Annotated in this window: 22 protein-coding genes and 1 pseudogene; 6 read left to right on the top strand and 17 right to left on the bottom strand. The window is 73.4% G+C overall.

Annotated features, from left to right (window positions below):
* Positions 1-6: 6 nt before the first annotated feature.
* Positions 7-675: a tRNA (adenosine(37)-N6)-threonylcarbamoyltransferase complex dimerization subunit type 1 TsaB gene (gene tsaB, locus PS271_RS11620; RefSeq protein WP_398381880.1), complete on the bottom strand. Its 669-nt coding sequence runs from the start codon at positions 673-675 to the stop codon at positions 7-9.
* 242 nt (positions 676-917) lie between these two features.
* On the opposite strand from tsaB, the gene PS271_RS11625 reads away from it, so the two are divergent.
* Positions 918-1535: a hypothetical protein gene (locus PS271_RS11625; protein ID WP_398381881.1), complete on the top strand. Its 618-nt coding sequence runs from the start codon at positions 918-920 to the stop codon at positions 1533-1535.
* 134 nt (positions 1536-1669) lie between these two features.
* Here PS271_RS11625 and PS271_RS11630 read toward each other — a convergent pair whose 3' ends face one another.
* From PS271_RS11630 to alr, 4 genes are all read right to left on the bottom strand, one after another.
* Positions 1670-1846: a hypothetical protein gene (locus PS271_RS11630; RefSeq protein ID WP_398381882.1), complete on the bottom strand. Its 177-nt coding sequence runs from the start codon at positions 1844-1846 to the stop codon at positions 1670-1672.
* A 175-nt stretch (positions 1847-2021) separates the two neighbouring features.
* Positions 2022-2627, bottom strand: a complete 606-nt coding sequence (gene tsaE / locus PS271_RS11635; protein WP_398381883.1) for a tRNA (adenosine(37)-N6)-threonylcarbamoyltransferase complex ATPase subunit type 1 TsaE — start codon at positions 2625-2627, stop codon at positions 2022-2024.
* 39 nt (positions 2628-2666) lie between these two features.
* Positions 2667-3968 (bottom strand): alpha/beta fold hydrolase, encoded by a 1302-nt coding sequence (locus PS271_RS11640; RefSeq protein ID WP_398381884.1) that lies wholly within the window; start codon positions 3966-3968, stop codon positions 2667-2669.
* Positions 3969-4139: 171 nt separating this feature from the next.
* Positions 4140-5333 carry an alanine racemase gene (alr, locus tag PS271_RS11645; RefSeq protein ID WP_398381885.1) on the bottom strand — a complete coding sequence of 398 codons (1194 nt, stop codon included), beginning with the start codon at positions 5331-5333 and terminating at the stop codon, positions 4140-4142.
* Between the two features lie 111 nt (positions 5334-5444).
* Here alr and PS271_RS11650 point away from each other — a divergent pair, with 111 nt between their 5' ends.
* Positions 5445-6902 (top strand): NAD(P)H-hydrate dehydratase, encoded by a 1458-nt coding sequence (locus tag PS271_RS11650; protein WP_398381886.1) that lies wholly within the window; start codon positions 5445-5447, stop codon positions 6900-6902.
* Here PS271_RS11650 and PS271_RS11655 read toward each other — a convergent pair.
* The 3 genes from PS271_RS11655 to PS271_RS11665 all read right to left on the bottom strand — a co-directional run bounded on the left by PS271_RS11655 (position 6886) and on the right by PS271_RS11665 (position 12714).
* Positions 6886-10224: an NACHT domain-containing protein gene (locus PS271_RS11655; protein WP_398381887.1), complete on the bottom strand. Its 3339-nt coding sequence runs from the start codon at positions 10222-10224 to the stop codon at positions 6886-6888. The two genes, PS271_RS11650 and PS271_RS11655, sit on opposite strands and share 17 nt — an antisense overlap.
* Positions 10225-10400: 176 nt before the next feature.
* Complete coding sequence (locus tag PS271_RS11660; RefSeq protein ID WP_398381888.1) at positions 10401-11360, bottom strand: MerR family transcriptional regulator; 960 nt, start codon at positions 11358-11360, stop codon at positions 10401-10403.
* A 73-nt stretch (positions 11361-11433) separates the two neighbouring features.
* Entirely contained in the window at positions 11434-12714 is a 1281-nt protein-coding gene (locus tag PS271_RS11665; protein ID WP_398381889.1) for a threonine synthase, read from the bottom strand.
* A 113-nt stretch (positions 12715-12827) separates the two neighbouring features.
* Here PS271_RS11665 and PS271_RS11670 point away from each other — a divergent pair, with 113 nt between their 5' ends.
* The gene (locus PS271_RS11670; protein ID WP_398381890.1) at positions 12828-13076 is read left to right on the top strand and encodes a chaplin; all 249 of its coding nucleotides are present in this window, start codon (positions 12828-12830) and stop codon (positions 13074-13076) included.
* Positions 13077-13147: 71 nt separating this feature from the next.
* Here PS271_RS11670 and tgmC read toward each other — a convergent pair whose 3' ends face one another.
* The 5 genes from tgmC to PS271_RS11695 all read right to left on the bottom strand — a co-directional run bounded on the left by tgmC (position 13148) and on the right by PS271_RS11695 (position 17353).
* Entirely contained in the window at positions 13148-14269 is a 1122-nt protein-coding gene (tgmC, locus tag PS271_RS11675) for an ATP-grasp peptide maturase system methyltransferase (protein WP_398381891.1), read from the bottom strand.
* Entirely contained in the window at positions 14262-15221 is a 960-nt protein-coding gene (tgmB, locus tag PS271_RS11680) for an ATP-grasp ribosomal peptide maturase (protein WP_398381892.1), read from the bottom strand. The genes tgmC and tgmB overlap by 8 nt, the downstream gene beginning before the upstream one ends.
* Before the next feature lie 11 nt (positions 15222-15232).
* The gene (tgmA, locus tag PS271_RS11685; RefSeq protein WP_398381893.1) at positions 15233-15505 is read right to left on the bottom strand and encodes a putative ATP-grasp-modified RiPP; all 273 of its coding nucleotides are present in this window, start codon (positions 15503-15505) and stop codon (positions 15233-15235) included.
* Between the two features lie 63 nt (positions 15506-15568).
* Positions 15569-16015, bottom strand: a complete 447-nt coding sequence (locus PS271_RS11690; RefSeq protein ID WP_398381894.1) for a hypothetical protein — start codon at positions 16013-16015, stop codon at positions 15569-15571.
* Positions 16016-16159: 144 nt separating this feature from the next.
* Positions 16160-17353 (bottom strand): helix-turn-helix domain-containing protein, encoded by a 1194-nt coding sequence (locus tag PS271_RS11695; RefSeq protein WP_398381895.1) that lies wholly within the window; start codon positions 17351-17353, stop codon positions 16160-16162.
* Between the two features lie 212 nt (positions 17354-17565).
* Between PS271_RS11695 and PS271_RS11700 the strand changes: the two are divergent.
* Positions 17566-17766 (top strand): annotated as a pseudogene (locus PS271_RS11700) (MmyB family transcriptional regulator); the annotation flags it as partial.
* Positions 17767-17784: 18 nt separating this feature from the next.
* Here PS271_RS11700 and PS271_RS11705 read toward each other — a convergent pair.
* The 3 genes from PS271_RS11705 to PS271_RS11715 all read right to left on the bottom strand — a co-directional run bounded on the left by PS271_RS11705 (position 17785) and on the right by PS271_RS11715 (position 20306).
* On the bottom strand, positions 17785-18153 hold the full coding sequence (locus PS271_RS11705) for a holo-ACP synthase (protein ID WP_120756577.1): 369 nt from the start codon (positions 18151-18153) through the stop codon (positions 17785-17787).
* The gene (gene glmS, locus PS271_RS11710; RefSeq protein WP_398381896.1) at positions 18150-19997 is read right to left on the bottom strand and encodes a glutamine--fructose-6-phosphate transaminase (isomerizing); all 1848 of its coding nucleotides are present in this window, start codon (positions 19995-19997) and stop codon (positions 18150-18152) included. The genes PS271_RS11705 and glmS overlap by 4 nt, the downstream gene beginning before the upstream one ends.
* Before the next feature lie 69 nt (positions 19998-20066).
* Positions 20067-20306 carry a hypothetical protein gene (locus PS271_RS11715; RefSeq protein ID WP_398381897.1) on the bottom strand — a complete coding sequence of 80 codons (240 nt, stop codon included), beginning with the start codon at positions 20304-20306 and terminating at the stop codon, positions 20067-20069.
* Positions 20307-20525: 219 nt separating this feature from the next.
* On the opposite strand from PS271_RS11715, the gene coaA reads away from it, so the two are divergent.
* Together coaA and PS271_RS11725 are read left to right on the top strand one after the other, a co-directional pair.
* The gene (gene coaA / locus PS271_RS11720) at positions 20526-21518 is read left to right on the top strand and encodes a type I pantothenate kinase (protein ID WP_356285930.1); all 993 of its coding nucleotides are present in this window, start codon (positions 20526-20528) and stop codon (positions 21516-21518) included.
* A 26-nt stretch (positions 21519-21544) separates the two neighbouring features.
* On the top strand, positions 21545-22495 hold the full coding sequence (locus tag PS271_RS11725; RefSeq protein WP_398381898.1) for a DUF389 domain-containing protein: 951 nt from the start codon (positions 21545-21547) through the stop codon (positions 22493-22495).
* Here PS271_RS11725 and glmM read toward each other — a convergent pair.
* A complete protein-coding gene (glmM, locus tag PS271_RS11730) occupies positions 22492-23850 on the bottom strand; it encodes a phosphoglucosamine mutase (protein WP_398381899.1) in 1359 nt (452 codons plus the stop codon). The two genes, PS271_RS11725 and glmM, sit on opposite strands and share 4 nt — an antisense overlap.
* Positions 23851-23976 lie beyond the last annotated feature (126 nt).

Genomic DNA, 23976 nt, shown 5'->3' on the forward strand with positions numbered 1-23976 from the left:
TCGTGGTCACTTGGGAGTGACCACCTTGTAGTTGGCGGGGACCTGGGCGTCGGGGCGGCGCAGGTAGAGCGGCTGGTCGGGGAGGAACTCGCCGCCCGTGCGCAGGCGCTCCGCGGCGAGGGCCGCCAGGGCCCCGGCCGACTGGTGCTCGGGCATGTCGGCCCGTACGTCCGTGAAGGTGTCGGCGTAGAGGACCGCGCCCGCGCCGATGACGGTGAGGCCGGCCAGCTTCTCGGTCAGGTCCGCCGGGCGGTCCACGGCGGGCTCGGTGACGCGGGTACGGGCGTCCGCGTACCGCGCCCAGTAGACCTCCTTGCGGCGGGCGTCCGTCGCCACGACGAATTCGCCCTCCAGGCCCGCCTGCCCGGCCGCGTACGCGATGCCGTCGAGCGAGCACAGGCCGCGGACGGGCACGCCGAGCGCGGCGCTGAAGGTCGCGGCGGTGACGATGCCGACCCGCAGGCCGGTGTACGGGCCGGGGCCGACGCCCACCACGATGTCCGTGACGGCGTCCAGCTTGTGGCCCGCCTCGCGGAGCACCCGGTCGACGGAGGGAAGCAGCAGCTCACCGTGCCTGCGCGCGTCGACCTGACGCGATTCGGCGACGACTTTGTCGCCGTCGTGGAGGGCTACGGTGACGGCGGGCGTGGCGGTATCAAGAGCGAGCAGCAGCACACTGACAGACTACGGCTCGCCGTGGGGTGGGCGACTCCCGAGGAGCCGGGCAGGCGCCCCCGGGGGCGCGGTCGCAGGCGGCGCGGGGTCGTGGACGCGAGCGGCACGGGGGCCCGGCGGAGGCTGCGCGGCGGCCCGGTGCAGGCGGCGCGGGGCGGGTGGCCGCGGGTGCTACGGTCACCGCATCGCCGTATGCGTATGTACGCAGGTAGCAATACGCAGGAAGAGAAGGGTGCGCAGCCGTGGCACGCAGCAGCTCGGGGGTCATCGTGGCCGCGCTCACCGCGGCGGCCCTCGCGGGAGTCGGTTTCCTCGCCGTCCAGGCCGATGCCGCACCCGACAAGCCGCAGGCTTCGCACGCGAACGCGAACGCCTCGGGCGGCGCCAAGGCCGAGGACAAGGGCAAGGACGGCCCCGCCGGCGCGGGCACCGGCGAGGGCTCCGGCAAGGACAGCGGCGCGCAGGCCGCCCTCCCGGAGGTGCCGGCCGGCTCCGGTACGGGCAAGCGGGTCGTCTACGCGGTCGGGCAGAAGCGGGTGTGGCTGGTCGGCGCCGACGGCAAGGCGACGCACAGCTTCGAGGTGGCGCCGAGCGCGGTGAACCCGGTGCCGGGGCCCTACGCGGTGACCTCGCGGTCGGCTACGGGGACGGGTTCCGACGGCAAGGCCATCGAGCACGTGGTGCGGTTCCACACCAACCCGGCGGGGGTCGTCTTCGGCTTCAGCGCGGCGGTGGACGGGTCCCTGCCGGATCCGGCGGCCGCGGGCAAGAAGACGGGTGCGGTGCGGGAGACGCCTGCGGACGGGCGTGCCATGTGGGACTTCGCGCTGAACGGCACGAAGGTGGTCGTGGTCGCGTAGGGGTTTCTCCCCGGCCGCAACCTTTCCCGCGAGGCTCTTTCTCGCGCGCGGGGCTGCGCCCCGGCCCCCCTGTCCGCGCTGACGCGCGTTGTCCTCAAGGCCCCGGACAGGCTGTTGTTACGGGACAGGGCTTCTTACGCGGCGTCCCGGCCCTGCTCGTCGTCACTCGGCGCCTCCGGCGCCCGCGGTGGTTTCGACACCGCGTCCGCCGCCGCGCAGGAAGCCAGCAGGTCGCGCATCGACGTCGACGGGGGCCGCTCTTCCGAGCGGGTCCCGGACTCGGACTGCGTCTGCTGCTCTGGGGCCGGCATGGCGCCTCCTGGGGGCAACTGGGCAAGGTTAGGTAGACCTAACCGTGTCTCTGCCTACCATGTGACCACGCCCGCAGCCGCCGACGCAACATCTTGCCGACGGCTTGTCGGAACGTATAACGGCGTACAGCAGCGCGTGTTCCCCCGGCTTCCCCGGCCCGGAGTCGCGTGCCTCTCAGCCCAGCTGTGACAGGTCCACGCCCGCCCAGCGCGCGCCCACGCCCGTCACCCGTACGCTCCGCACGTCGTCCGTGTCGTCCGCGGCGTGGGCCACGTCCGCCGCGTCCGCGGCGCTCGCGCCGACCGCCCGGTGGATGACCACGTGCAGCCGGTCCTCGGAGAGCTCCTCGACCTTGCCGTCGCCCCACTCCACGACGATCACGGACTCGGGGAGGGAGACGTCGAGGTCCAGGTCCTCCATCTCGTCCAGGCCGCCGGAGAGCCGGTACGCGTCGACGTGGACGAGCGCCGGGCCGCCGCCGAGGTGGGGGTGGACGCGCGCGATGACGAACGTCGGGGAGGTGACCGCGCCGCGGACGCCGAGGCCCTCGCCCAGGCCGCGGGTCAGGGTCGTCTTGCCCGCGCCGAGCTCGCCCGTGAGCAGCACCAGGTCGCCGGGGCGCAGCAGGCCGGCCAGCCGGCGGCCCACCTCCCGCATGGCGTCGGCGGTCCTGACCGTGAGCTCGGTCTCGGTGCCGGCCCCGGTGGAGGCGGCCTCGGCGGTGGTTGCGGAGGGGGTCTCAGCGGTGGTTGCGGAGGTGATGTCAGGCTGGGCGCTCATACCCGCCGATGGTACGGGGCCGGGCGGCCCCGGCGCGTTTCAGGCGCGACCGCGCGCCCCCGCCGCCGCGCGCCGCCCGCGCCCCAGCGCCCCGCCGTCCGCCGCCGCGGTGAGCAGGTCGGCCAGCTGGGCGGTGACGACCTCGGGCCGTTCCAGCATCACCAGGTGGCCGGTGTCCTCCAGGAGGAGGAGCCGGGAGTCGGGCAGGGCCTCCGCGATGGCCTCGCTGTGCTCGCTCGGCGTGAGCAGGTCCTTGTCGCCGGCCACGATGACCACCGGCAGGCGCTCGAAGGCGCACAGCGCCTCCCGCTTCTCGTGCTCGGCGAAGACCGGGTAGAACCCCGCGACGACGTCGACCGGCGTGGCCTCGATCAGCCGCTCCGCGAACCGCACGACCGCCGGGTCCACGTCCTTCGAGCCGAAGGAGTACCAGCGCAGCACGCCCGCGAACAGGTCGGCCGTGGCCCGGCGGCCCTTCTCGATCAGCTCGGGCCGGGCCGCCATCAGCTTGAACGCCCCCGGCAGCACCAGCCGCCGCACCAGGCTCATCCCGGCGGCCGGCAGCCCGTACGTGTTCTCCGCGAGCCCGCCCGAGGACGTCCCGAGGAAGGCCGCGCCGACGACGCGCTCGGCGATCAGGCCGGGGTACTGCGCGGCCAGCGCCATCGTCGTCATGCCGCCCATCGAGTGCCCGACGAGCACCAGCGGCCCCTCGGGGGCGGCGGCGTCGATGACGGCCCGGAGGTCGCGGCCGAAGAGGTCGATGGAGACGGCGGCCGTACGGCTGCGCTCGGAGCGGCCGTGGCTGCGCTGGTCCCAGAAGACCGCGCGGACGCCGGCGGCCCGCAGGGCGGCGCGCTGGAAGTGCCAGGAGTCCTGGCTGAGGCAGTAGCCGTGGCTGAAAACGACCGTGAGGGGCGGGGCTGCGGGCCCGCGCCGGCCGCCGAACAGCCGCCGCGAGGCGGCTCCCCCCGCGGCCTCGCCCTCGCCCGGCTCGTCCACCTCGTAGTACAGCCGCGTGCCGTCCTCCGCGACGACCGAGCCCGGCGTCCCCCGCAGCGTCCCGTACGGGCCCGACGAGTCCAGGGCCAGCCGCGCCTTGCGGCGCATGCCGCGCCCGACCGTCAGCCGCTCGACCGCCACGCCGACCGCGGCTCCCGCGGCCAGGACGCCCAGGGCCGCGCCCGCGACCCCCGCCCCGCGCCGCCAGCCGCCGGCCGGGCCCTGCACAGCCGCGCCGCTCCCGGCGATCGCCCCGATCGCCTCGATGGCTCCGATCGCCCCGGCGGTCGCGGCGGCCCCGGCCGCCGCTGTGCCCGCGCTCCCGCTGTCACTGCTCATCGCGCGCCCCCGTGTCCCCGTTTTTCGGCATGTCCACGTCCGCGTACTCGTCGTGCTGGTCGTACTGGGCTGTGCTGGTGGTGGTGCTGGTGGTGCTGGGCCGGCCGATTCACCTAGTTCAGCTGGTTCAGGTGATTCAGCTGAACTAGTTGATCCAGCTTCTTACCGGTCCTACTCCGTGTATCCGTCCACGTTCTCACCGACGTAGACGCGCGGCACCCGATTGGAGATGCGCGTGACAACCTCGTAGGCGATCGTGCCCGTGGCACGCGCCCAGTCCTCGGCGGTCGGCTCGCCCCGGTCGCCCGGCCCGAACAGCACCGCCTCGTCGCCCACCCGCGCCGTGTCGTCGCCGCCCAGGTCGACCACGAACTGGTCCATGGCCACCCGGCCCGCCACCGTCCGCCACTTGCCGCCCACCAGGACCGGGCCCGTGCCGGAGCCCGCGCGCGGGATGCCGTCCGCGTAGCCCACGGGCACGAGCGCGAGGGTCGTGGGGCCCGGGGTGACGTAGTGGTGCCCGTACGAGACGCCGTGGCCGCCCGGCACGTGCTTCACCGACGCCAGGTACGCCGACAGGGTCATCACCGGCTTCAGGCCGAAGTCCTGCGGCGTGCCGACCTCGGGGCTCGGCGACACCCCGTACATCGCAATGCCCGTCCGGACCAGGTCGAAATGCGCCTCGGGCAGCGTCAGGGTCGCCGGCGAGTTGGCTATGTGCCGCACCTCGGGCTCGACGCCCTGCCGCTCCGCGTACGCCACCGCGTCCCGGAAGACGCCCAGCTGGGCCTGGATGGACGGGTGGCCCGGCTCGTCGGCGCACGCGAAGTGCGACCAGATGCCGGTCACCTTCACGAGGCCCGCGTCCTCCGCCTCGCGCGCCACGGCGATCAGTTCCGGCCAGTCGTCGGGCTGGCAGCCGTTGCGCCCCAGGCCCGTGTCGATCTTCAGCTGGATGCGGGCGGGACGGCCCGCGGGGCGGTCCGCGGCCCGTACGGCCTCCACCAGCTCCGCGAGCGCCCACACGCCGCTCACCGACACGTCGACGTCCGCCTCGACGGCCTCGCGCCAGGGGCCGCCCGGCGTCCACAGCCAGCACATCAGCCGGCCCGTGTCGCCCGCCGCGCGCAGCGCCAGCGCCTCGTCCGGCGTGGCCGTGCCGACCCACTCGGCACCGGCCTCGCGGGCCGCGCGGGCGCACTGCACGGCGCCGTGGCCGTAGGCGTTCGCCTTGACCACGGCCATCAGCTGCGACCGGGGAGCGCGGGCCTTGAGCGTGCGCACGTTGGCCCGCAGCGCGGCCAGGTCGACCAGGGCACGGGCGCGCATCGGGGTCTCGCGGGCGCGAAGCGGAGTCTCGTTCATCCACGTCAGTCTCTCAGGACGGCCGGGGAGGAGGTGAGGGGTGGGGCTCAGGGAGGGAGACAGGGTGTCATTTCGGGGGCGTGAACGGCCCGCCGTTGTGAGACTGAGGGCATGAGGACTGCCTACAGCGTCGAGACCGTACGGGCCGCCGAGCGCGCGCTCATGGCCCAGCTCCCCCACGGCGCCCTGATGCAGCGCGCCGCCGCCGGGCTCGCCGCCGCCTGCGCCGGCCTGCTCGGGCGCGTGTACGGGGCACGGGTCGCCCTGCTCGTCGGCAGCGGCGACAACGGCGGCGACGCCCTCTTCGCCGGCGCCCGGCTCGCCCGGCGCGGCGCGGGGGTGACCGCGGTACTCCTGAACCCCGAGCGGGCCCACGCCGAGGGCCTCGCCGCGCTGCTCGCCGCGGGCGGCCGCGTCGCCTCCGCGGAGGCCGCGGACCGGGCGTTGCGCGGCGCGGACCTCGTCGTCGACGGGATCGTCGGCATCGGCGGCAAGGGCGGCCTGCGCCCCGACGCGGCCCAGCTCGCCCGGGCCGCCTCGGACGGCGGCGCGGTGATCGTCTCCGTCGACCTGCCGAGCGGCGTCGACGCCGACACCGGCGAGGTACGGGGCACGGCGGTACGCGCCGACGCGACGGTCACCTTCGGCTCGTACAAGCCCGGACTGCTCATCGACCCGGCGCGCGAGCACGCGGGCGCGCTCCGGCTCGTCGGCATCGGGCTGGAGCTGCCGCCCCGGCCGGACGCCGAGGCCCTCCAGCACGCGGACGTCGCGGCGCTGCTGCCGCGGCCGGAGGCGGAGAGCGACAAATACCGGCGGGGCGTGGTCGGCGTCGTCGCGGGCTCGGCCCGTTACCCCGGCGCGGCCGCCCTCGCCGTCGCGGGCGCCCTGCACGGCGGCGCGGGCGCGGTCCGCTACGCGGGCCCCGCCGCGGACGCCGTGATCGCCCGCTTCCCCGAGACCCTCGTCTCGGCCGGCCCCCCGTCGAAGGCGGGCCGCGTCCAGGCGTGGGTCGTCGGCCCCGGCCTCGGCGACGGCGCGGACGCCCGGCAGGCGCTGGAGGACGTCCTGGCCTCGGACGTCCCCGTCCTCGTCGACGCGGACGGGCTGCGGCTGATGTCGCCCGAAGCGGTGCGCGGCCGGACGGCGGAAACCGTCCTGACCCCGCACGCCGGCGAGGCGGCGGCCCTGCTGGGCGTCTCCCGCGAACGGGTCGAGTCCGGCCGCCTGGCGGCGGTCCGCGCCCTCGCCGAGCGGTACGGGGTCACGGCCCTGCTGAAGGGCTCCACGACCCTGATCGCGGCGGCCCCGGGGAGCCGCGGGCACCACACGGTACGGGTGAACCCGACGGGGACGCCGTGGCTCGCTACGGCGGGGAGCGGTGACGTCCTGTCGGGGCTGACGGGGTCACTGCTGGCGGCGGGCCTGTCGGGGCGGGACGCGGCGTCGGTGGGGGCGTATCTGCACGGGCTGGCGGCCCGGGAGCTGGGGGAGGCGCCGCTTACGGCGGTGGGGGTGGCGGAGGGGTTGCGGGGGGTGTGGAGGGACGTGCTCACTGCCGCTGGGTGATGAGGGTCAGTTCGCAGCCTTCCGCCAGTGCTTCCTGGTTGATGACCGGGCCCGGGTGCCGGACGACGAGCTTCACCGGGCCGAGGGCGGCGAGGGGGGCCAGGTCGAAGGGAGTGCCGTCGGCGACCACGGGGTCGATGAGGTGGAGCTCCTTGAGGCCGGGGTACGCGTGCCGCACGCCGCCCAGCCCGGCCATGCCGTACGCCTCGGTGAGGTTGAGCGTCTCCACCTGCGGGACGGGTCCGCACGCCGTCACGGCCGTCAGGTCCTCTCGCCAGATCCGCAGGGTCCGCAGGGCCGGCAGGGACGGCAGGGACGGCAGGGCGAACGCGTTCCGGTAGCCGGTGCCGGCGCGGAACGCCAGCTCCTCCAGCGCCGGGTGCCCCTCCAGGCCCCAGAAGTGCGTGACCATGGAGGGGCCCGGCCCGAGGTTCAGGTACCGGAGCTTCGGGGGCAGGGACAGCTCCATGGAGCCCAGCGAGGCCGTCGCCGCCCGTCCGGACAGCGTCAGCTCGCGCAGCTCCGTCATGCGCCGCATGGTTCCGAAGTCGTAGAGGTGCTCGGCCAGCCACAAGTGCAGGCTCTGCAGGGCCCGCACGTCCAGCGCGTCCAGGTGGAGGAGGCGCCCGAAGTCGACGACCCGCAGGCCCCGCAGCGGCGGGCACCCGCGCAGCACCCGCAGGTCAACCGTCTCCCCGTGCCCCCAGAACGTCACATGACTGAGCACCGGCGTTGCCAGGTCCACCAGATCCCCGCCGGCCGGCCAGTCCCGTAGCTGCACCCGCGGCCGCCCGCCGAGCCGCTTGATCGCGGCAAGGTGCTCCTCCGTCTTCGCGACGAACTCCAGCCCCTCGTAGGCCTCGCCCTCGTACGCCAGCCGCCCGATCACCCCCTCCGCATACGCCTCCGTCTCGAACCGGTCCCACGCCCATGCCAGCTGCGCCCGCACCTGCTGGTGCGGATGATCCACGTACCGCGAAAGCAACGGCAGCGCCCGCTCGTCCGCCACCGTCGTCGCCGCGACGACCACCGCGTGGGCGACCTCGTCCGAAAGCCCCTCCGGGCCGGGCAGGAGGTCCAGTACCACCCGCCCCGCCGCCGCCAGCTCCTTCGCCGCCTCCAGATCCCGCGGCGGTACGAGCTCCCCCGCCGCCTTCTCGACGCGCGCGCGGACCTCCCAGTCCACCTCCGTGGCGTGTTCGAGGCAGGCTGCGGCCAGCAAATGGAGGCGCGCCCGGTTCGCCGGTTCCTTGTCGCCGCGCTCCAGGAGCATCCGCAGCAGCTCCGCGCGGGCGCGCGGCGGGGCGTGGCCGACGGCCATGCGCAGGACGTCCTCCCACAGGTCGTCGTGGGCGTGGTTGACGAGGACGTCGAAGTCCCAGTCGTCCACGGCGGCCTGCGCGCCCAGGTAGTCCTGGAAGGTGCGGTGGATGAAGTCGAGGGTCTCGGTCGTCGGGCGGCGCAGCAGTCCGCTCCGCAGGACGAGGTGGCGCAGGATGTCCTCGGCGCCGCCGCGCGCGGCGACGGCCGGCATCGCGGGGAGGGCCCGGTCGAGGATCTCGACGGCCTTGTGCCACTCGATGACCGAGCGGCCGTTGCGGATCAGCCAGTAGGCGATCTTCTGGAGCAGGGCGACCTGCTGGGCGTGTTCCAGCTCCGGCCCGTCCTCGCCGGTCACCACGCCCCGCTCGCGGTCGCGCCGTACGAGCAGGAGTTCCAGGGCGGCGCGGTAGAGCTCCATGCGGCCGTGCGGGAGATAGCCCTTGCGGGAGCGGTTGAGGGCACAGATCAGGGCGCACATCAGGGGGTTGGTGGCGAGCATGCCGAGGTCGCGCTTGGTGACGACGGCGGTGGTGAGGGCGTCGCGGAAGTGCCGCAGCGGCTCGTGGTGGCGGGCGCCGGCCGCGTCGTGCCAGCGGTGGATGAACGCGGCGACGTCGCCGCGGCTCATGGGGAGCAGTTCCAGCTCGGTGAAGCCGGCGTCGGCGAGCCAGCCCTCGCGTACGGCGGAGGGGCGGGTGGTGATGACGTAGCGGGCGTCGGGATAGGCGGCGAGGAGGTCCTTGACCCAGGTGAGGGTGCGGCGGCGGGCGGCTTCGGGGACCTCGTCCACGCCGTCGATCAGCAGCAGCGCCGTGCCCTCCGTGAGCCGCCGGGTCACCCAGCCCTGCGCGGCGGGCAGGCCGGCGAGGGGGCCCGCGGCCGCGGCCAGGAACTCCTCGGGCTGCGGGAGTTCGCCGCGGCGGATGAGCGTACGGAGGGGGAGGGTGATCGGCATGCAGCCGCTGAGGTGGCCGAGGCCGGGCGGGAGGTCGCCGCGGGCGGTGAGGGTGGCGAGCCATTGCAGCAGCGTGGTCTTGCCGGAGCCGGCGGCTCCGCGCAGGAGGACGCGGCGACGGCCCGCGAGGGCCTCCTCGGCGCGCTTGGGGGAGGGCGTGGAGTTCTGCGCCGCCCACTCGTCCGGGACGCGCGCCTCGGCGTGGCCGCCGCCGCTCTGCGCGCCGCCGCCTCCGGTGAGTTCGAGGCTGAGGTAGGCGGTGTCCAGGGGCCAGGTCTCGCCCTCGCCGTCGGAGAGGGTCAGACCGATGATCGTCAGTTCGCCGCACTTCCCGACGATGTAGTCGCGCAGGCGCCGCTCGAAGGCCTCGATCTCCAGCTGCCGCGGCGAGGCGAGGGAGCGGGACTCCGGCTTGTGCCCCGCGAGCAGGCACGCGCTGAGGAAGGCGAAGTCCTGCCAGAGCGTGGCCGACGGGGTGACCGTGAGGCGGCCGTGCCGCCAGCCGTGCGGGTCGGCGCAGACCACGCCCGCGAGCAGGCCGTCCACGAAGACGGCGGCGCCGGACATGCCGGCCCATGGCGATCCGCCGTCGGCGGGCGGCAGCGGGGGGCCGTGCTCGCCGTCGAGGACATGCCGGCCGCTGAGCAGGTTGCTGCCGGGCTTGAGGGTGCCGACGACCTGCTCGGTGTCGAGCTCGCCGGCCGCGTCCCGCTGGACGTGCGGGAAGCCGACGGCCTGGGCGCCGGGCCAGACCCGCAGGTCGTAGGCCCGGCCCCAGACGAGGGGCTCGAAGGCTTCGGCGTCCTCGGCGGGGACGAAGTCGCGCTCGCCGACGAGCAGGGCGACGTCGCAGCGGCGGTTGTCGTCGCGCGCCCAGACCGCTTTGCAGCGCACCTGGCCGGTGCCGCCGGGGACGATCGCGCGCGGGTGCGCGCAATCGCCGATCACGTGTGCGGCGGTCAGGACCAGGTTCGGGGCGAGGAGGTATCCGCTGCCCTGACTCCGCCCGAAAACCGCCGCGATGCGTTCCTTCGCCGGGTGCACCCGTATCCCCTCCGACCACGTTTCCGCGGACCGACGATACGTCAGGAGAGGGGAGGTGAGAGGAGGTTCAACGGGATCACCGGGTTCACCGGGATCACCGGATCGTGCGCGACCGGCGGTGAGCTACCCCCGTGAGTCACCGCCGGTCGACCACCTCGTAAGTCACCGCCGGCCGGCTACCCCCGTACCGCCGCCCGTACCGCGGCCGTGAACCACTCCGTCGCCGGTTCCATGTCCGGCAGCGTCCAGCCGTTGATCACGGCGATGAGCCGCCAGTACTTGCCGTAGCGCGGGTCGTTGCCGGTCTCCAGCCGCTCCAGCAGCCAGGCCCGGAACTCCGGCCCGTCCTCGCGGCCCGAGACCTCCGCGAGGGCGGCGGCGAGCTCGTCGACGTACGGCCGGGCCTCGGGACTGTCCGGCGCGATGCCGGCCCGCCGCGCGGCCTCCGACCTCTCCTTGATCGCCTGCGCGGCCCGCTTCGTGCGCTCGCCGTCGGGCCGCCCGGACTCCTTCCACACGCGCGTCTGGTCCTCGGCCGCCCGCCGGATCCCGGCCCGGAACCCCTCGTCCTGGACGAGCTCCGCGAGCTCCACCCAGGCGTCGAGCTGCTCCTGCGAGGGGTCCTCCGGCAGCTCGGGCATGCCGCTGCGCATCGAGGCGAGGAAGCCGGGGTCGACGTCCAGGCCCTCGAAGGCGCTGTCGATGAATTCGTTGATCAGGCGGCGCCGCTCCTGATCCGACAGGGTCGCGAGCTTGTGCATGAGTTCCATCTCCTCCGGTGTCGACCCGCGCCCGGCCACCGCCCGCAGCACGGCCTGACGCAACCGCAAGGTGCGGATCTGCACGTCCAGGGCCTCGGCGTGGACGGCCGCGACCTCGGCGACGGTGATCTCCCGCTCCAGCACCTGCCGGATGACGGGCAGACCCACCCCGAGGTCGCGCAGCGTCCGCACGAGGCCGAGGCGCGCGAGGGCGTCGGGGCCGTAGAGGCGGTAGCCCGCGGGTGTGCGGTCGGTCGGCGGCACCACGCCCGTGTCGGACCAGAACCGGATCGTCCTGACCGTCAGCCCGGTCAGCCGGGCCAGCTCCCCGATCGAGTGCAGGGAGCCTGAGGCGTACGCGGTGTCGTCGTCCATGTCCCTCACCTTGGAGTCTCCGGTCGCTGGAGAGTCAACACCGGATTTCAGGGGGCTGCCGGGGACCGGCGTGTCACGCCTCCAGGCCGGCTGCCCGCAGGCGACGGTACGCCTCCTCCCACGTCGGTTCGATCACCTCGGAGGCGGTCCTGGTGCCGACCGCGCGGTCCTTGAAGCCGCTGGAGGTGGAGAGGCAGACGACGGGCCCGTCGAGGGTGCTCGCGTCGGGGCCCTTGGCGGTGCTCCCGTCCGGGCCCTTGGCGGCGTTCCCGTCCGGCAGGGAGCGCAGGCCGGCGAGGGAGGCCGCGCCGGACAGTTCGGCCCAGATCCCCTGGCGGGCCAGCTCCTGCTGGGCTTCCCGCAGCTGCCGGTCCGTGACGAGCAGGGCGCCGCCGCCGCTCTCCCGGACCGCCCGCACGCCGCGGTAGCCCCCGACCTCACAGGCGATCCCGTAGGCGTCGGTCGGGCCGCAGCTCACCCGCGCCGCCGGCACTCCCCGCCGCACCGCGGCGGCCAGCGGCCCGCCGGCCGCCGGCTCGCACGCGAACATCCTCGGCACCGTCCCGCTCAGGCCGAGCCGGCGCAGTTCGGCGAAGCCCTTCCAGATCCCGAAGAGGCACTCGCCGTAGCCGGTGGGGACGAACACGGCCGCCGGCACGCCGATGTCGGCGAAGATCTCGTAGGCGATGGTCTTGTAGCCCTCGGGGCCGAAGGGGTGTCCGGTGTGGGTGACGGTGAGGTTGCTGACCGGGTGGAGCCCCAGCCGGTCGCCGATCTGCCGCATCAGCGGCCACCGCGCCTCCTGCGGCACGGGCAGGACGACCGCGCCGTAGGAGTTGAGGAACGCGTCGACCGCCGCCGGCATGTCCGCCGAGGCCAGCACGACACAACGCAGCCCGGCGCGGGCCGCGTAGGCCGCGGCGGACGCGCCGTGGTTGCCCGACGACGCGACGACGATCCCGGGCGCGCCGACGCCCACGGCGGCGGAGACCGTGCAGCGGTTGAGCCGGTCCTTGTGGCTCCAGGTGGGGTTCCGGGACTCGTCCTTGACGTACACCTCCCGATCGGCGACGCCCCCGATCGGGATCAAGGGCGTGTGCCCCTCGCCCAGTCCGGGCGCCGCGAGGGGCGGGAGGAGGGGCGCCCAGCGGTCGAGGCCGGCGCTGCGGGCGGCGTAGTCGTACTGGTCGCATTCTTCGTACTGGTCGTAGGCGTAGTCCACTTCGAGCGGATAGGCCAGTTCGGCCGTACTCGTCGCGGGGCAGCCCTGCGTGAGCGGAGGCCACAGCGGGTGGGTGAAGGACGGGTCGCCCATCGAGCGCTGGACCGTGGCCAGAGAGTCTCTTGCCGTCATGGGCGGCGAGTCTAGGTTCGGGGCCCGGAACGGCACACACGACAAATGAGACAAAAAGGGAGAATTATGCGCGAGACTTGGCCGCGCATCAACCCCCATCCCCGGGAGCTCCCATGACCCCCTCCACCAAGGCGGCCACCGCGGCCGCCACCGCCACGCTCCTCGCCGCCGCGGGCGCCGCCACCGCGGGTACGGCCTCCGCGGACAGCGTCGCGGCCGGCGCCGCCGCCGACTCCCAAGGCGTCATCACGGGCAACACGATCCAGGTGCCCATCCGCGTGCCGATCACGCTGTGTTCCTTCCCCATCAACGTCATCGGCCTGCTCAACCAGACCGCCGGGAACGTCTGCATCACCGACTAGCCCCCGCCCCGGCCGCCCCGGGGAACCGGGCCCCGGCCGGCGGCCGGCCGCCACGAGCAGGCGACCGACGGCTACGCCCATGTGAGGCGTTGCCCGTCGGGGCCGACGTGCAGCCGCATCCGGTCGGCCGGCGGTCGCCCGTCCGCCTGCCAGCGGGTGACGCGTTCGGCGATCTGATCCCACAGCCGTGCCGTGCCGCCTTGCCTCACCATCCACTGTCCGCGCTCCTGAAAGACGACCGCCCAGGAGCCGGCCCCGACGTCGACGACGACGTGCTCCGTCCTGCCGTCCCGTTCGAGCGCGAACCGCTGCGCGCGCGGCACTGCGAACTGTGCGACGAAACGAGCCGTCCAGTCCTCCAGTACGTCCGCGCCCAGTTCTGCGGGCGCTGCCTCGCCCTCACTGAGATCCGGCAGGATTCCGAGCGGGGGCGGCAGGTGCGGACGAGCAAGCATGAACGAGACCTGGCCACCGAGGACCGGGCCGCTCGCCGTGCCGTCCTCGGCGACCGTGAGCCGCACGAGTTCGGATGCGTGCATCCATCCCCCGACCGTCACCAGGACCTCACCACCGGGACACGTCTGCGCGAGCCAGTCGGCCGGCACCGTATGCACACCGCATGTGGCGATCACACGGTCATACGGGCTGCCGTCCCTCCAGCCCTCCAGGCCGTCGCCCACCACACGGGCAGGCCGGTACCCGGCGTCCGCGAGCGCCATCCCGGCACGGGCCGACACCTCCGCGTCGACTTCGACGGTAGTCACGTTGTCCTCGCCGACGACATGACAGAGCAGCGCCGTCGAGTACCCCGTGCCCGTGCCGATCTCCAAGACCTGTCCGCCTTCGGGCACCCGCAGGTCTTCGAGCATCCGGACGACCAGGCTCGGCATGGTGGACGATGAAGAGGGTGCCGCCGCGATGCGTCCCTCGACCTGGTCGGGAAAGACGCCCCCCGCCACCTGCGTCACGAGGGAGTCGTCTTCGTAAATCCGGGCGAGCCCGACCGCGTCGCCCCCGGGCACAGGCCGGTACCAGCGGCCCTCTTCGTACTCGAACCACCCCCGCGAGAGGAACGACTCGCGGGGCACGGACAGCACGGCCGCCTCCCATTCCGGGCTGCGCAAAGCACCGGCCTCGGACAGGCGCCGCGCGAGGTCGGCCCTTCGGCCTTTCGAGAGCACGGGATCAGTCATGACGGCTCGCTCCGTTCGCCAGCAGGTCCGCGATTGCGTTCGTGATCGGAAGTCCGGCCGCGGCCTGCAACCACGCCCATTGACCGTTGGGGTTGCACTCCAGGAACCACCAGGCGTCGTCCGCGGTCACGGCGAAATCGAAGGCGCCGAAACGCAGACCGAAGTCGGCGAGGAACCGCAGCAGCGCCCCGCGTATCCCGTCCGGGCAGGTCACCGGCTCGTAGGCGAGGCTCTGGTACTCGGCTCGCCAGTCCACGACGCCCGGCGGCGCGGTGATCCGGGCGCTGAACACCCGCTCTCCGACGACAACCGCGCGCACATCGGCCACCTTGGGCACGTGAGCCTGAAACAGGTGGGCGCTGCGGGCCACCGCGCCATCGATCTCTCCGGGCCCGACCGGAGCGGCCCAGATTCCGGCAGGTTCTCCTCCGACGTCATACGCCCCGGCGTGCAAGGGCTTGTAAATCGACGGCTGTTCAGCGCAGAAGGCCTTGGCCTCCACCGGATCGTTCGTGATCAGGGTCGCCGGGACCGTGAGCCCCACCCGGGTCGCCACGTCCAGCTGGGCAGGCTTGTACTCCGCCCGCGCGATGGCCTGCGGGTGGCTGACGTACAGACATCCCGGGAGTGCGTTCAGCACTCCGCCCAGCCCACGCCGGTTCTCCTGAGCGGCAAACCGAGCGGTCTGCTCCCCGCCGTCCGTCGCGTAGACGTTCGGCCGGCGGTGGTACAGAGCGCGCACGGCGGACAGGTCGGCTGTCCTCTCCCCGACCGTGAGCCGGCCGCCCCATCCGCCTGCCCCGGTACGTGCGGCGAGCACCGCAAGGGTCGGGAAGTCCTGTCCCGGATCGAACCGGAGGACGGGCACCCGGCGCCGGTTCAGTTCCGCGATGACCAGATCAGCGGTTGCATCCTCATCCTGCGTGCAGACCAGCACCGGGCGTCCGTCCATGACGGCGTCTCCTAGTCCTGCGTCGCGTCGTGGCCGGAGTCGGCGTCCATCTTGCCGTCCTTCCCGACCTGCGTAGGCGGATACGTGTTCACACTCGTTCCGTGCTTGCCGAGTTCGGCCGGCGTCATCACGCCGTCCTCTCCTACCCACCGGCCGGTCTGCGTGACGGGGTCAAGGCCCGCGTACGTCCAGGGCGAGGCGGAACCATTGCGCAGCGGAGCCATGCGGCGCAGTCGCCACGGGGCCTGCGCGGTCGTCTCCGTGCCTTCGAGGCTTGCGTGCACGTGTCCTCCTTGGTGGTGGTTGTGGTGCGGGGCCTTCGGGCAGGGCCGGTCGCGCCTCCGCGTCTACGTGCCGCTCCCCCACCGGCTCGACCGGTTCGCCTCCGCCACCTTGGCGCTTAGTTGTTCGGCTTCCGTGGCGGGGCGGAGCAGGGGGAGTTCCGCGTGCCATTCGGGGCCGCCCGTGGGCGGGCGGAGGCGGAGGGTGCGGCCTTCCGTCGCTACGACGCGGGCCGGCCTTTCGTCGCGCTTGTCCACGACGAGCGTCCCCACGGCGGGCGCGACGCGGTCTGCGCGCGTGGAGCATGTGCAGCTGAGCAGGGAGTGCCGGGGGCTGAGGTCGATGCCGTGGGCCGTCGCCCAGACGTAGATGCCGCACGCGGCGGGCTTTTCCCGCGGCGGCGGGGGCGCGTCCGGGACGGCGGCGGATTCCGGGGCGGCCGGTTCCTGGACGGTGGCCGGTTCGCGGCCGATCCTCAGCCAGGCGGTCAGGCGGCGGATAGTCTTGCGCATGTCGGCGCTCCTACGTGGCGTTGGCCATGCCCCCGGGCCGTTCGCGCGGCCGCGGGGGTCTTCCGTCACGCCACACAGTGCCGCCGCAACGGGGCTGCAACTACCAGGAGTTGCTGATAGCCCGGGCCACGACCCGACCCTGCGTTACCGACCCAGCCAGGCCCCGTAGTTGCTGAACGTCTCCGGCATGCGCCGCCTCGCCGACTCCAGCCCCGCGAACGTCTCCCGCACCACCGGGTGGTAGCGCGTCTGCTGCGGCGCGACCTTCCGCGCCAGCTGGAGGTTCCTGAAGGCCGCGTCCGTACGGCCGGTCCACAGTTCGGCCCGGGCCACCTCGGTGTAGTGGTGGGCCCGGCGGGACGGCGGCCACGAGGCCGGGATGACCGTGTCCTCGGCCGCCCGTACCGCCTCCGGATACCGGTCCAGCTCGGCGAGGACGCTGACGTGGTGCGCCCCGACGTTGGTCGGCCCGAACGACAGCCAGTGCACCTTCCCGGCCTCGCCCGTGCGCTCCGCGATCCGCCGCGCCTCGTCGAGATGCCCGGTGGCGGCGCCCTCGTCCTTGTCGCGGCCCGCGAGGACGGCGGCACCCAGGTGCAGCTGGCCCGTGACGACGTCGCGCACCCGCCCCGCCTCGGCCTGCGCCAAGGTGGCCATGCCGAGCCGTACGAGCCGCTTGCCCGTGCGGTAGTCACTGGCACGCAGGTAGGCCAGAGCTCGCAAGTACTGGCGCATCCCGCCGAGGACCGGGTCCGAGGCGCGCTGCGCGGCCCATTCCAGGCGGTCCAGCGCGACCGTGCACAGATCGAGGAAGCCTAGCTTCGTGGTCACGTCGTAGGCCGTGCGGTACGTGCTGGCCAGGACGCGCCAGCTGCGGTCCCCGGGGGCCGTGTGCGCCGCCGTGGTCGCCTCGTGGATCAGCACGGGCAGATCGGCGGCGACCTGCTTGATGTTCGTCGCACGGACCATGGCGCACAGCTCGTCGGCGTGCGCCTCCAGCTCGGGCAGGGCGCGCGGCCTGACGTCCGGATCGGGCCCGAGGTCGTAGACGTCCAGTGCTTCGCGGATCGGCTGGATCAGCCCGTCCAGCTGGTCCGCGCGCAGCTCGTCGACGTAGGGCTGGCCGGTCAGTTCGGTGACGGGCAAGGACAGCGCACGGGCCAGCGCCCCGATGACCGAAGGACTTGCGGGCAGAGCTCCCTGCTCGACCTTGGTCAGGGTGCTGTACGAGACGTGGGCCAGGTCCGACAACTCGCGCTGGGTCAGGCGGCGGACCTTCCGCGCGCCGGCGATGCGTGCGCCGGTGTGGCCGGTGTGTTCGTCAAAGTGCGGGGGCATACGTGGCTCCGTTTCTGACGCGACACGGAAACCGTACTCCTGCCCTGTGACAGGCAGGCCCACTGTCCACAGGCCAACTGCCCTGCGGCAGGGCAAAGGTGAGTGCCCGGCGGCGCCCTCTCTATGCTGATCGCACCACACCAGGCCAAAGACCCGAGGAGCCATGAACCGCCGCCGCGCCGTCGCCGACTTCCTCCGGTCGCGCCGCGAGCGAGGAGTTCCGTACGTGGTGGGACACCCACGACGTCGCCGACTTCCGGCCGTCCCGGCGCGGGTTCGACCATCCGCGCCTGGGTCGCCTCGCCTTCGACTACGTCAAGCTCCACGCCGCCGACGCGCCGGGCCTCAGCCTCGTCGCCTGCCTGCCGGCGGACGACGAGACCGCCGGCAAGCTGCCGCACCTGTCCGCGTAAGCGACCGCGCGGCGGCGGCTACTTCTCCGCCACCACCACAGCGGAAGCGACCCCCGCGTCGTGGCTCAGCGACACGTGCCAGGACGTCACCCCGAGCTCCTCGGCCCGCGCCGCCACCGTTCCCGACACGCGCAGCCGCGGCTGACCGCTCGCCTCCGTCGTCACTTCCGCGTCCGTCCACAGCAGGTTCCCCGGCGCGCCCAGGGCCTTGGCCACGGCCTCCTTCGCCGCGAAGCGCGCGGCCAGGGACGCGATGCCGCGCCGCTCCCCGCTCGGCAGGTACAGCTCCCGCTCCACGAACAGCCGCTCCGCCAGCGCGGGCGTGCGCCGCAGGGCGGCGTCGAAGCGTTCGATCTCGGCGACGTCGATGCCCACTCCGACGATCATTCGACGGTCACCGACTTCGCGAGGTTGCGCGGCTGGTCGACCTCGTTGCCGCGGGCCGTCGCGAGCTCGCACGCGAAGACCTGGAGCGGCACGGTGGCCACCAGGGGCTGGAGCAGCACCGGCGTCGGCGGGATCTCCACGAGGTGGTCGGCGTACGGCCGCACCGCCTCGTCGCCCCGCTCGGCGATCACGATCGTGCGCGCGCCCCGCGCCCGGATCTCCTGGATGTTCGAGACGATCTTGTCGTGGAGGACGGACCGGCCCCGCGGCGACGGCACGACCACCACCACCGGCAGGTCCTCCTCGATCAGCGCGATCGGCCCGTGCTTGAGCTCGCCCGCCGCGAAGCCCTCCGCGTGCATGTACGCGAGCTCCTTGAGCTTCAGCGCGCCCTCCAGGGCCACGGGATAGCCCACGTGTCGGCCCAGGAACAGCACCGTGTTCTTGCCCGCCAGGGAGCGCGCGAGCTCCCGCACGGGCTCCATGGTCTCCAGGACCTCCTCCACCTGCCCCGCGATCTGCGACAGCTCGCGGATCACGGAGACGACCTCGTCGCCCCACTTGGTGCCGCGCACCTGCCCCAGGTACAGCGCCACCAGGTAGCAGGCCACCAGCTGCGTGAGGAACGCCTTCGTGGAGGCGACGGCCACCTCCGGGCCCGCGTGCGTGTACAGGACCGCATCCGACTCGCGCGGGATCGTCGAGCCGTTGGTGTTGCAGATGGCGAGGACCTTCGCGCCCTGCTCCCGCGCGTGCCGCAGCGCCATCAGGGTGTCCATCGTCTCGCCGGACTGGCTGATCGCGATCACCAGCGTCCGCTGGTCCAGGATCGGGTCGCGGTAGCGGAACTCGCTGGCCAGCTCGGTCTCGCAGGGGATCCGCGTCCAGTGCTCGATCGCGTACTTGGCGATCATCCCCGCGTGGTACGCCGTCCCGCACGCCACGATGACGATCTTGTCGGCCTCGCGCAGCACGGACGCCGGGATCCGCACCTCGTCCAGCGACAGCGTCCCCGCGGCGTCGATCCGGCCCAGCAGCGTGTCCGCGACGGCCTTCGGCTGCTCGGCGATCTCCTTGAGCATGAAGTAGTCGTAGCCGCCCTTCTCGGCGGCCGAGGCGTCCCAGTCGACGTGGTACGGGCGGACGTCCGCGGGCGCCCCGTCGAAGCCGGTGACGGTCACGCCGTCGCGGCGCAGCTCGACGACCTGGTCCTGGCCCAGCTCGACGGCCTCGCGGGTGTGCTCGATGAACGCGGCGACGTCGGAGGCGAGGAAGGACTCGCCGTCGCCGAGACCGACCACGAGCGGGGAGTTGCGGCGCGCGCCGACCACCACGTCCGGCTCGTCCGCGTGCACCGCGACCAGCGTGAACGCGCCCTCCAGGCGGAGGCAGACCTGCCGCATCGACTCGGCGAGGTCGCCGCAGGAGGAGAAGGACTCGGACAGCAGGTGCGCGACGACCTCGGTGTCGGTCTCCGAGCCGAGGGCGTGGCCCCGCTCGGCCAGCTCGGCCCGCAGCGCGGCGAAGTTCTCGATGATGCCGTTGTGGACGACGGCGACGCGGCCCGGGTTGTCCAGGTGGGGGTGGGCGTTGGCGTCGTTGGGCGCGCCGTGCGTGGCCCAGCGCGTGTGGCCGATGCCGGTCGGGCCGGACGGCAGCGGCCGGTCGGACAGCTCCTTCTCCAGGTTGGCGAGCTTGCCCGCCTTCTTCGCCGCGGCGAGGCCGCCGTCGGCCAGCACCGCGACCCCGGCCGAGTCATAGCCGCGGTATTCCAGCCGCCGCAGCCCCGCCAATACGACATCGAGGGCGGACTGCCCTCCCACATAGCCAACGATTCCGCACATGCGGAGCAGGTTACGGCCAGGGAGGGGCCGTCCGGGGCGGCAATGGCGCAATGACCCGCCGCGCGCGCCTCAGCAGCCCCGCTCGATCCTGTCGATCGCGTCCTGCACCATCTCCAGGTACTCGACCTCCTCGCAGCGCGGCTTGCTGCCGAGCTCGTAGCGGTCGAGGCAGTCGTCCAGGTCCTGGGTGAGGTCCTCGTCGGGCAGGTCGTCGGCCAGCTCGGCGCAGACGCGCGCGGCGAAGGCCTCCCGGTCGGCCTCGGCGGACCTGCGGCGGAAGACACGGGGGGTGGTTCTGAGCGCGAACACGGCCGTCCCTAGCGTGATGCGGCCGCGTGGGGGGCAGGTGCGCGTGCGGCCCGCGAGCGGAACGTAGTGCCTGACCGGTCAGTAGGTACAGGGATCCGTGAAAGTTCACCCAGCGGCCCCGGCCGGTTACCGCCCGTACGAGGCGCGCAAACCCCACGAGAACGCCCGCTCCCGCCACCCGGAAGTGAGCGCCGCGCCCCGGCCGCGCACAATGGGCCCGTGCCGACCACCACAGAGCAGCAGCGCCGCCGCGCCGACTCGTCCCCGTATGTGGACCTGACCCGCGCCGAGTGGAGCGCCCTGCGCGAGGACACCCCGCTGCCGCTGACCGCCGAGGAGGTCGAGCGGCTGCGCGGCCTGGGAGACGTCGTCGACCTGGACGAGGTCCGCGAGGTCTACCTGCCGCTGTCCCGGCTCCTGCACCTCTACGTGGAGGCCACCAGCGGGCTGCGCGCCACGCTGAACACCTTCCTGGGCGACGTGGGCGACGGGCACGGCTCCCACTCCCAGCCCGGCACGCCCTTCGTCATCGGGGTCGCCGGCAGCGTGGCGGTCGGCAAGTCGACCACCGCCCGCCTCCTCCAGGCGCTGCTCGCGCGCTGGCCCGAGCACCCGCGCGTCGAGCTGGTCACCACCGACGGCTTCCTGCTGCCCAACGCCGAGCTGCACGCCCGCGGCCTGATGTCGCGGAAAGGTTTCCCCGAGTCGTACGACCGGCGCGCCCTGACCCGCTTCGTCGCCGACGTGAAGGCCGGCAAGGACGAGGTCACCGCCCCCGTCTACTCCCACCTGATCTACGACATCGTGCCCGGCGAGCGGCTGACCGTGCACCGCCCGGACATCCTCATCATCGAGGGCCTCAACGTCCTCCAGCCGGCCCTGCCCGGCAAGGACGGCCGCACGCGCGTCGGGCTCGCCGACTTCTTCGACTTCAGCGTGTACGTGGACGCGCGCGCGGAGGACATCGAGGGCTGGTACTACGAGCGGTTCAAGAAACTGCGCGCCACGGCCTTCACCGACCCCGACTCGTACTTCAGCCGCTACACCGAGGTCTCCGAGGAGGAGGCCCTGGACTACGCGCGCCGCAACTGGCGGACCATCAACAAGCCCAACCTGCTGGAGAACGTGGCGCCCACGCGCGGCCGCTCGAACCTGATCCTGCGCAAGGGGCCGGACCACAAGGTGCAGCGGCTGTCGCTGCGCAAGCTCTGACGACCACCGACCACACCGGGACGGCCATGCTCCACCTGCGGATGATCAGTCCACCCGCCCGTACCGACGACGTCGTCGCGCTCATCGAGCGCACCGCGGGCACCACACACCTGGCCGTCGTCCCCGGCGCTGCCCGCAATCCGCACGGCGACATCGTGCTGTGCGACGTGGCCCGCGAGGCGGCGGACGAGCTGCTGGGCGCGCTGCGCGCGAGCGGCCTGCCCGAGGTCGGCTCGGTCTCCGTGGCGGACGCCGGCCTGGTGCTCTCCCGGCGCGCCGAGCACGCCGAGCTGGCCGCACCCGGCTCGGGCGCGGACGCGATCGTGTGGGAGTCGCTGGTCGAGGAGACCCACGAGGAGTCGACGCTCACCGTCACGTTCCTCGCCTTCCTGACCGTGGCGACAATGCTGGCCGCCTGCGGCGTGATCATGGACAGCGCGATCCTGATCGTGGGCGCGATGGCGGTGGGACCGGAGTTCGGCCCGCTGGCCGGGCTGTGCACGGCGATCGTGCGGCGCGCGCCCCGGCTGGCCTGGCGGTCGATGGCCGCGCTGCTCGTGGGCTTCCCCGTGGCGATGGCGCTGACCGGCGGCTTCAGCGTCCTGATGGATGCGCTGGGGCTCTTCCACGAGGCGAAGTTCCTGGCCCCCCGCCCCCAGACGTCCTTCATCTGGCAGCCGGACGCCTTCTCCTTCGTGGTGGCGTTCCTGGCCGGCATCGCCGGCATCCTCTCCCTGACCTCGGCCAAGTCGGGGGCGCTGATCGGCGTGGCGATCTCGGTGACGACGGTCCCGGCCGCGGCGAATGCGGCCGTCGCCCTGTCCTACGGGGACTGGGCCGAGACCCGCGGGTCGGCGGTCCAGCTGGCGCTGAACCTCGCGGGGATCGTGGTGGCGGGAACGCTCACGCTCCTCGCCCAGAAGTGGTTCTGGGCGAGGCAGCGCAAGCGTACGGTCGCGGCAAGCACCAAGGCCTAGCCCAGGGCGGACTTGACCGCGTCGGCGAGGCGCTGCGCGACGGTGCGCGCCTGCTCGATGTCGGCGGCCTCCACCATCACCCGGACGAGCGGCTCGGTGCCGGACGGGCGCAGCAGCACGCGGCCCGTGGAGCCCAGCTGCCGCTCGGCGTCGGCGACGGCCGAGGCGAGCTCCTCCGAGGACTTCACCCGGGACTTGTCGACGTCGCGGACGTTGATGAGGATCTGCGGCAGGCGCTCCATCACGCCGGCCAGGTCCGCCAGCGAGCGGCCCGTGGCGGCGACGCGGGCGGCCAGCATCAGGCCGGTCAGCGTGCCGTCGCCGGTGGTGGCGTGGTCGAGGACGATGACGTGGCCGGACTGCTCGCCGCCGAGGGCGAAGCCGTGCGCCTTCATCTCCTCCAGGACGTAGCGGTCGCCGACGGCCGTCTGGACGAGCTCGACGCCCTCGCGCTCCATGGCCAGCTTGAAGCCCAGGTTGGACATCACGGTCGCGACGACGGTGTTCTTGCGCAGCGCGCCGGACTCGCGCATCGCGAGGGCCAGGACGGCGAGGATCTGGTCGCCGTCGACCTCGTTGCCCTTGTGGTCCACGGCGAGGCAGCGGTCGGCGTCGCCGTCGTGGGCCACGCCCAGGTCGGCGCCGTGCTCGACGACGGCGGCCCGGAGCTTGTCCAGGTGCGTGGAGCCGCACTCGTGGTTGATGTTGAGGCCGTCGGGCTCGGTGCCGATGGTGATGACCTCGGCGCCGGCGCGGGCGAAGGCCTCCGGGGAGACGCGGGCCGCGGCGCCGTGGGCGCCGTCGATGACGACCTTGAGGCCGTCCATGCGGTTGGGGAGGACGCCGATGAGGTGGGCGACGTAGTTGTCGAAGCCCTGGTCGTACTCGCGGACGCGGCCGACGCCGGCACCGGTGGGCCGGTCCCAGGGCTCGCCGGAGGCGTGCGCCCGGTAGGTCTGCTCGATGCGGTCCTCCAGCTCGTCGGCGAGCTTGTGGCCGCCGCGGGCGAAGAACTTGATGCCGTTGTCGGGCATGGCGTTGTGGCTCGCGGAGAGCATCACGCCGAGGTCGGCGCCGAGCGCGCCGGTGAGGTAGGCGACGGCGGGCGTGGGCAGCACGCCCACCCGCAGCACGTCGACGCCGGCGCTGGCCAGGCCGGCCACGACGGCGGCCTCCAGGAACTCGCCCGAAGCGCGCGGATCCCGGCCCACGACCGCCACGGGGCGGTGGCCCTCGAACGTGCCCGCCTCGGCGAGCACGTGCGCCGCGGCGACCGACAGGCCGAGCGCGAGCTCCGCCGTGAGATCGGCGTTGGCGACGCCGCGCACACCGTCCGTACCGAAGAGTCGTCCCACTGGTGTCCTCCGAAAAACGCGCGGATACGGGGCCTGCCTGTGAACGGGCCCCGCAAACAAAAGTGTCGGGTCCGGAACCGGAACGTTGACTTCAGGTATACGCCGATACGTCCCAGGTGCCTGATA

It is taken from the genome of Streptomyces sp. SCA2-17, assembly GCF_044336695.1.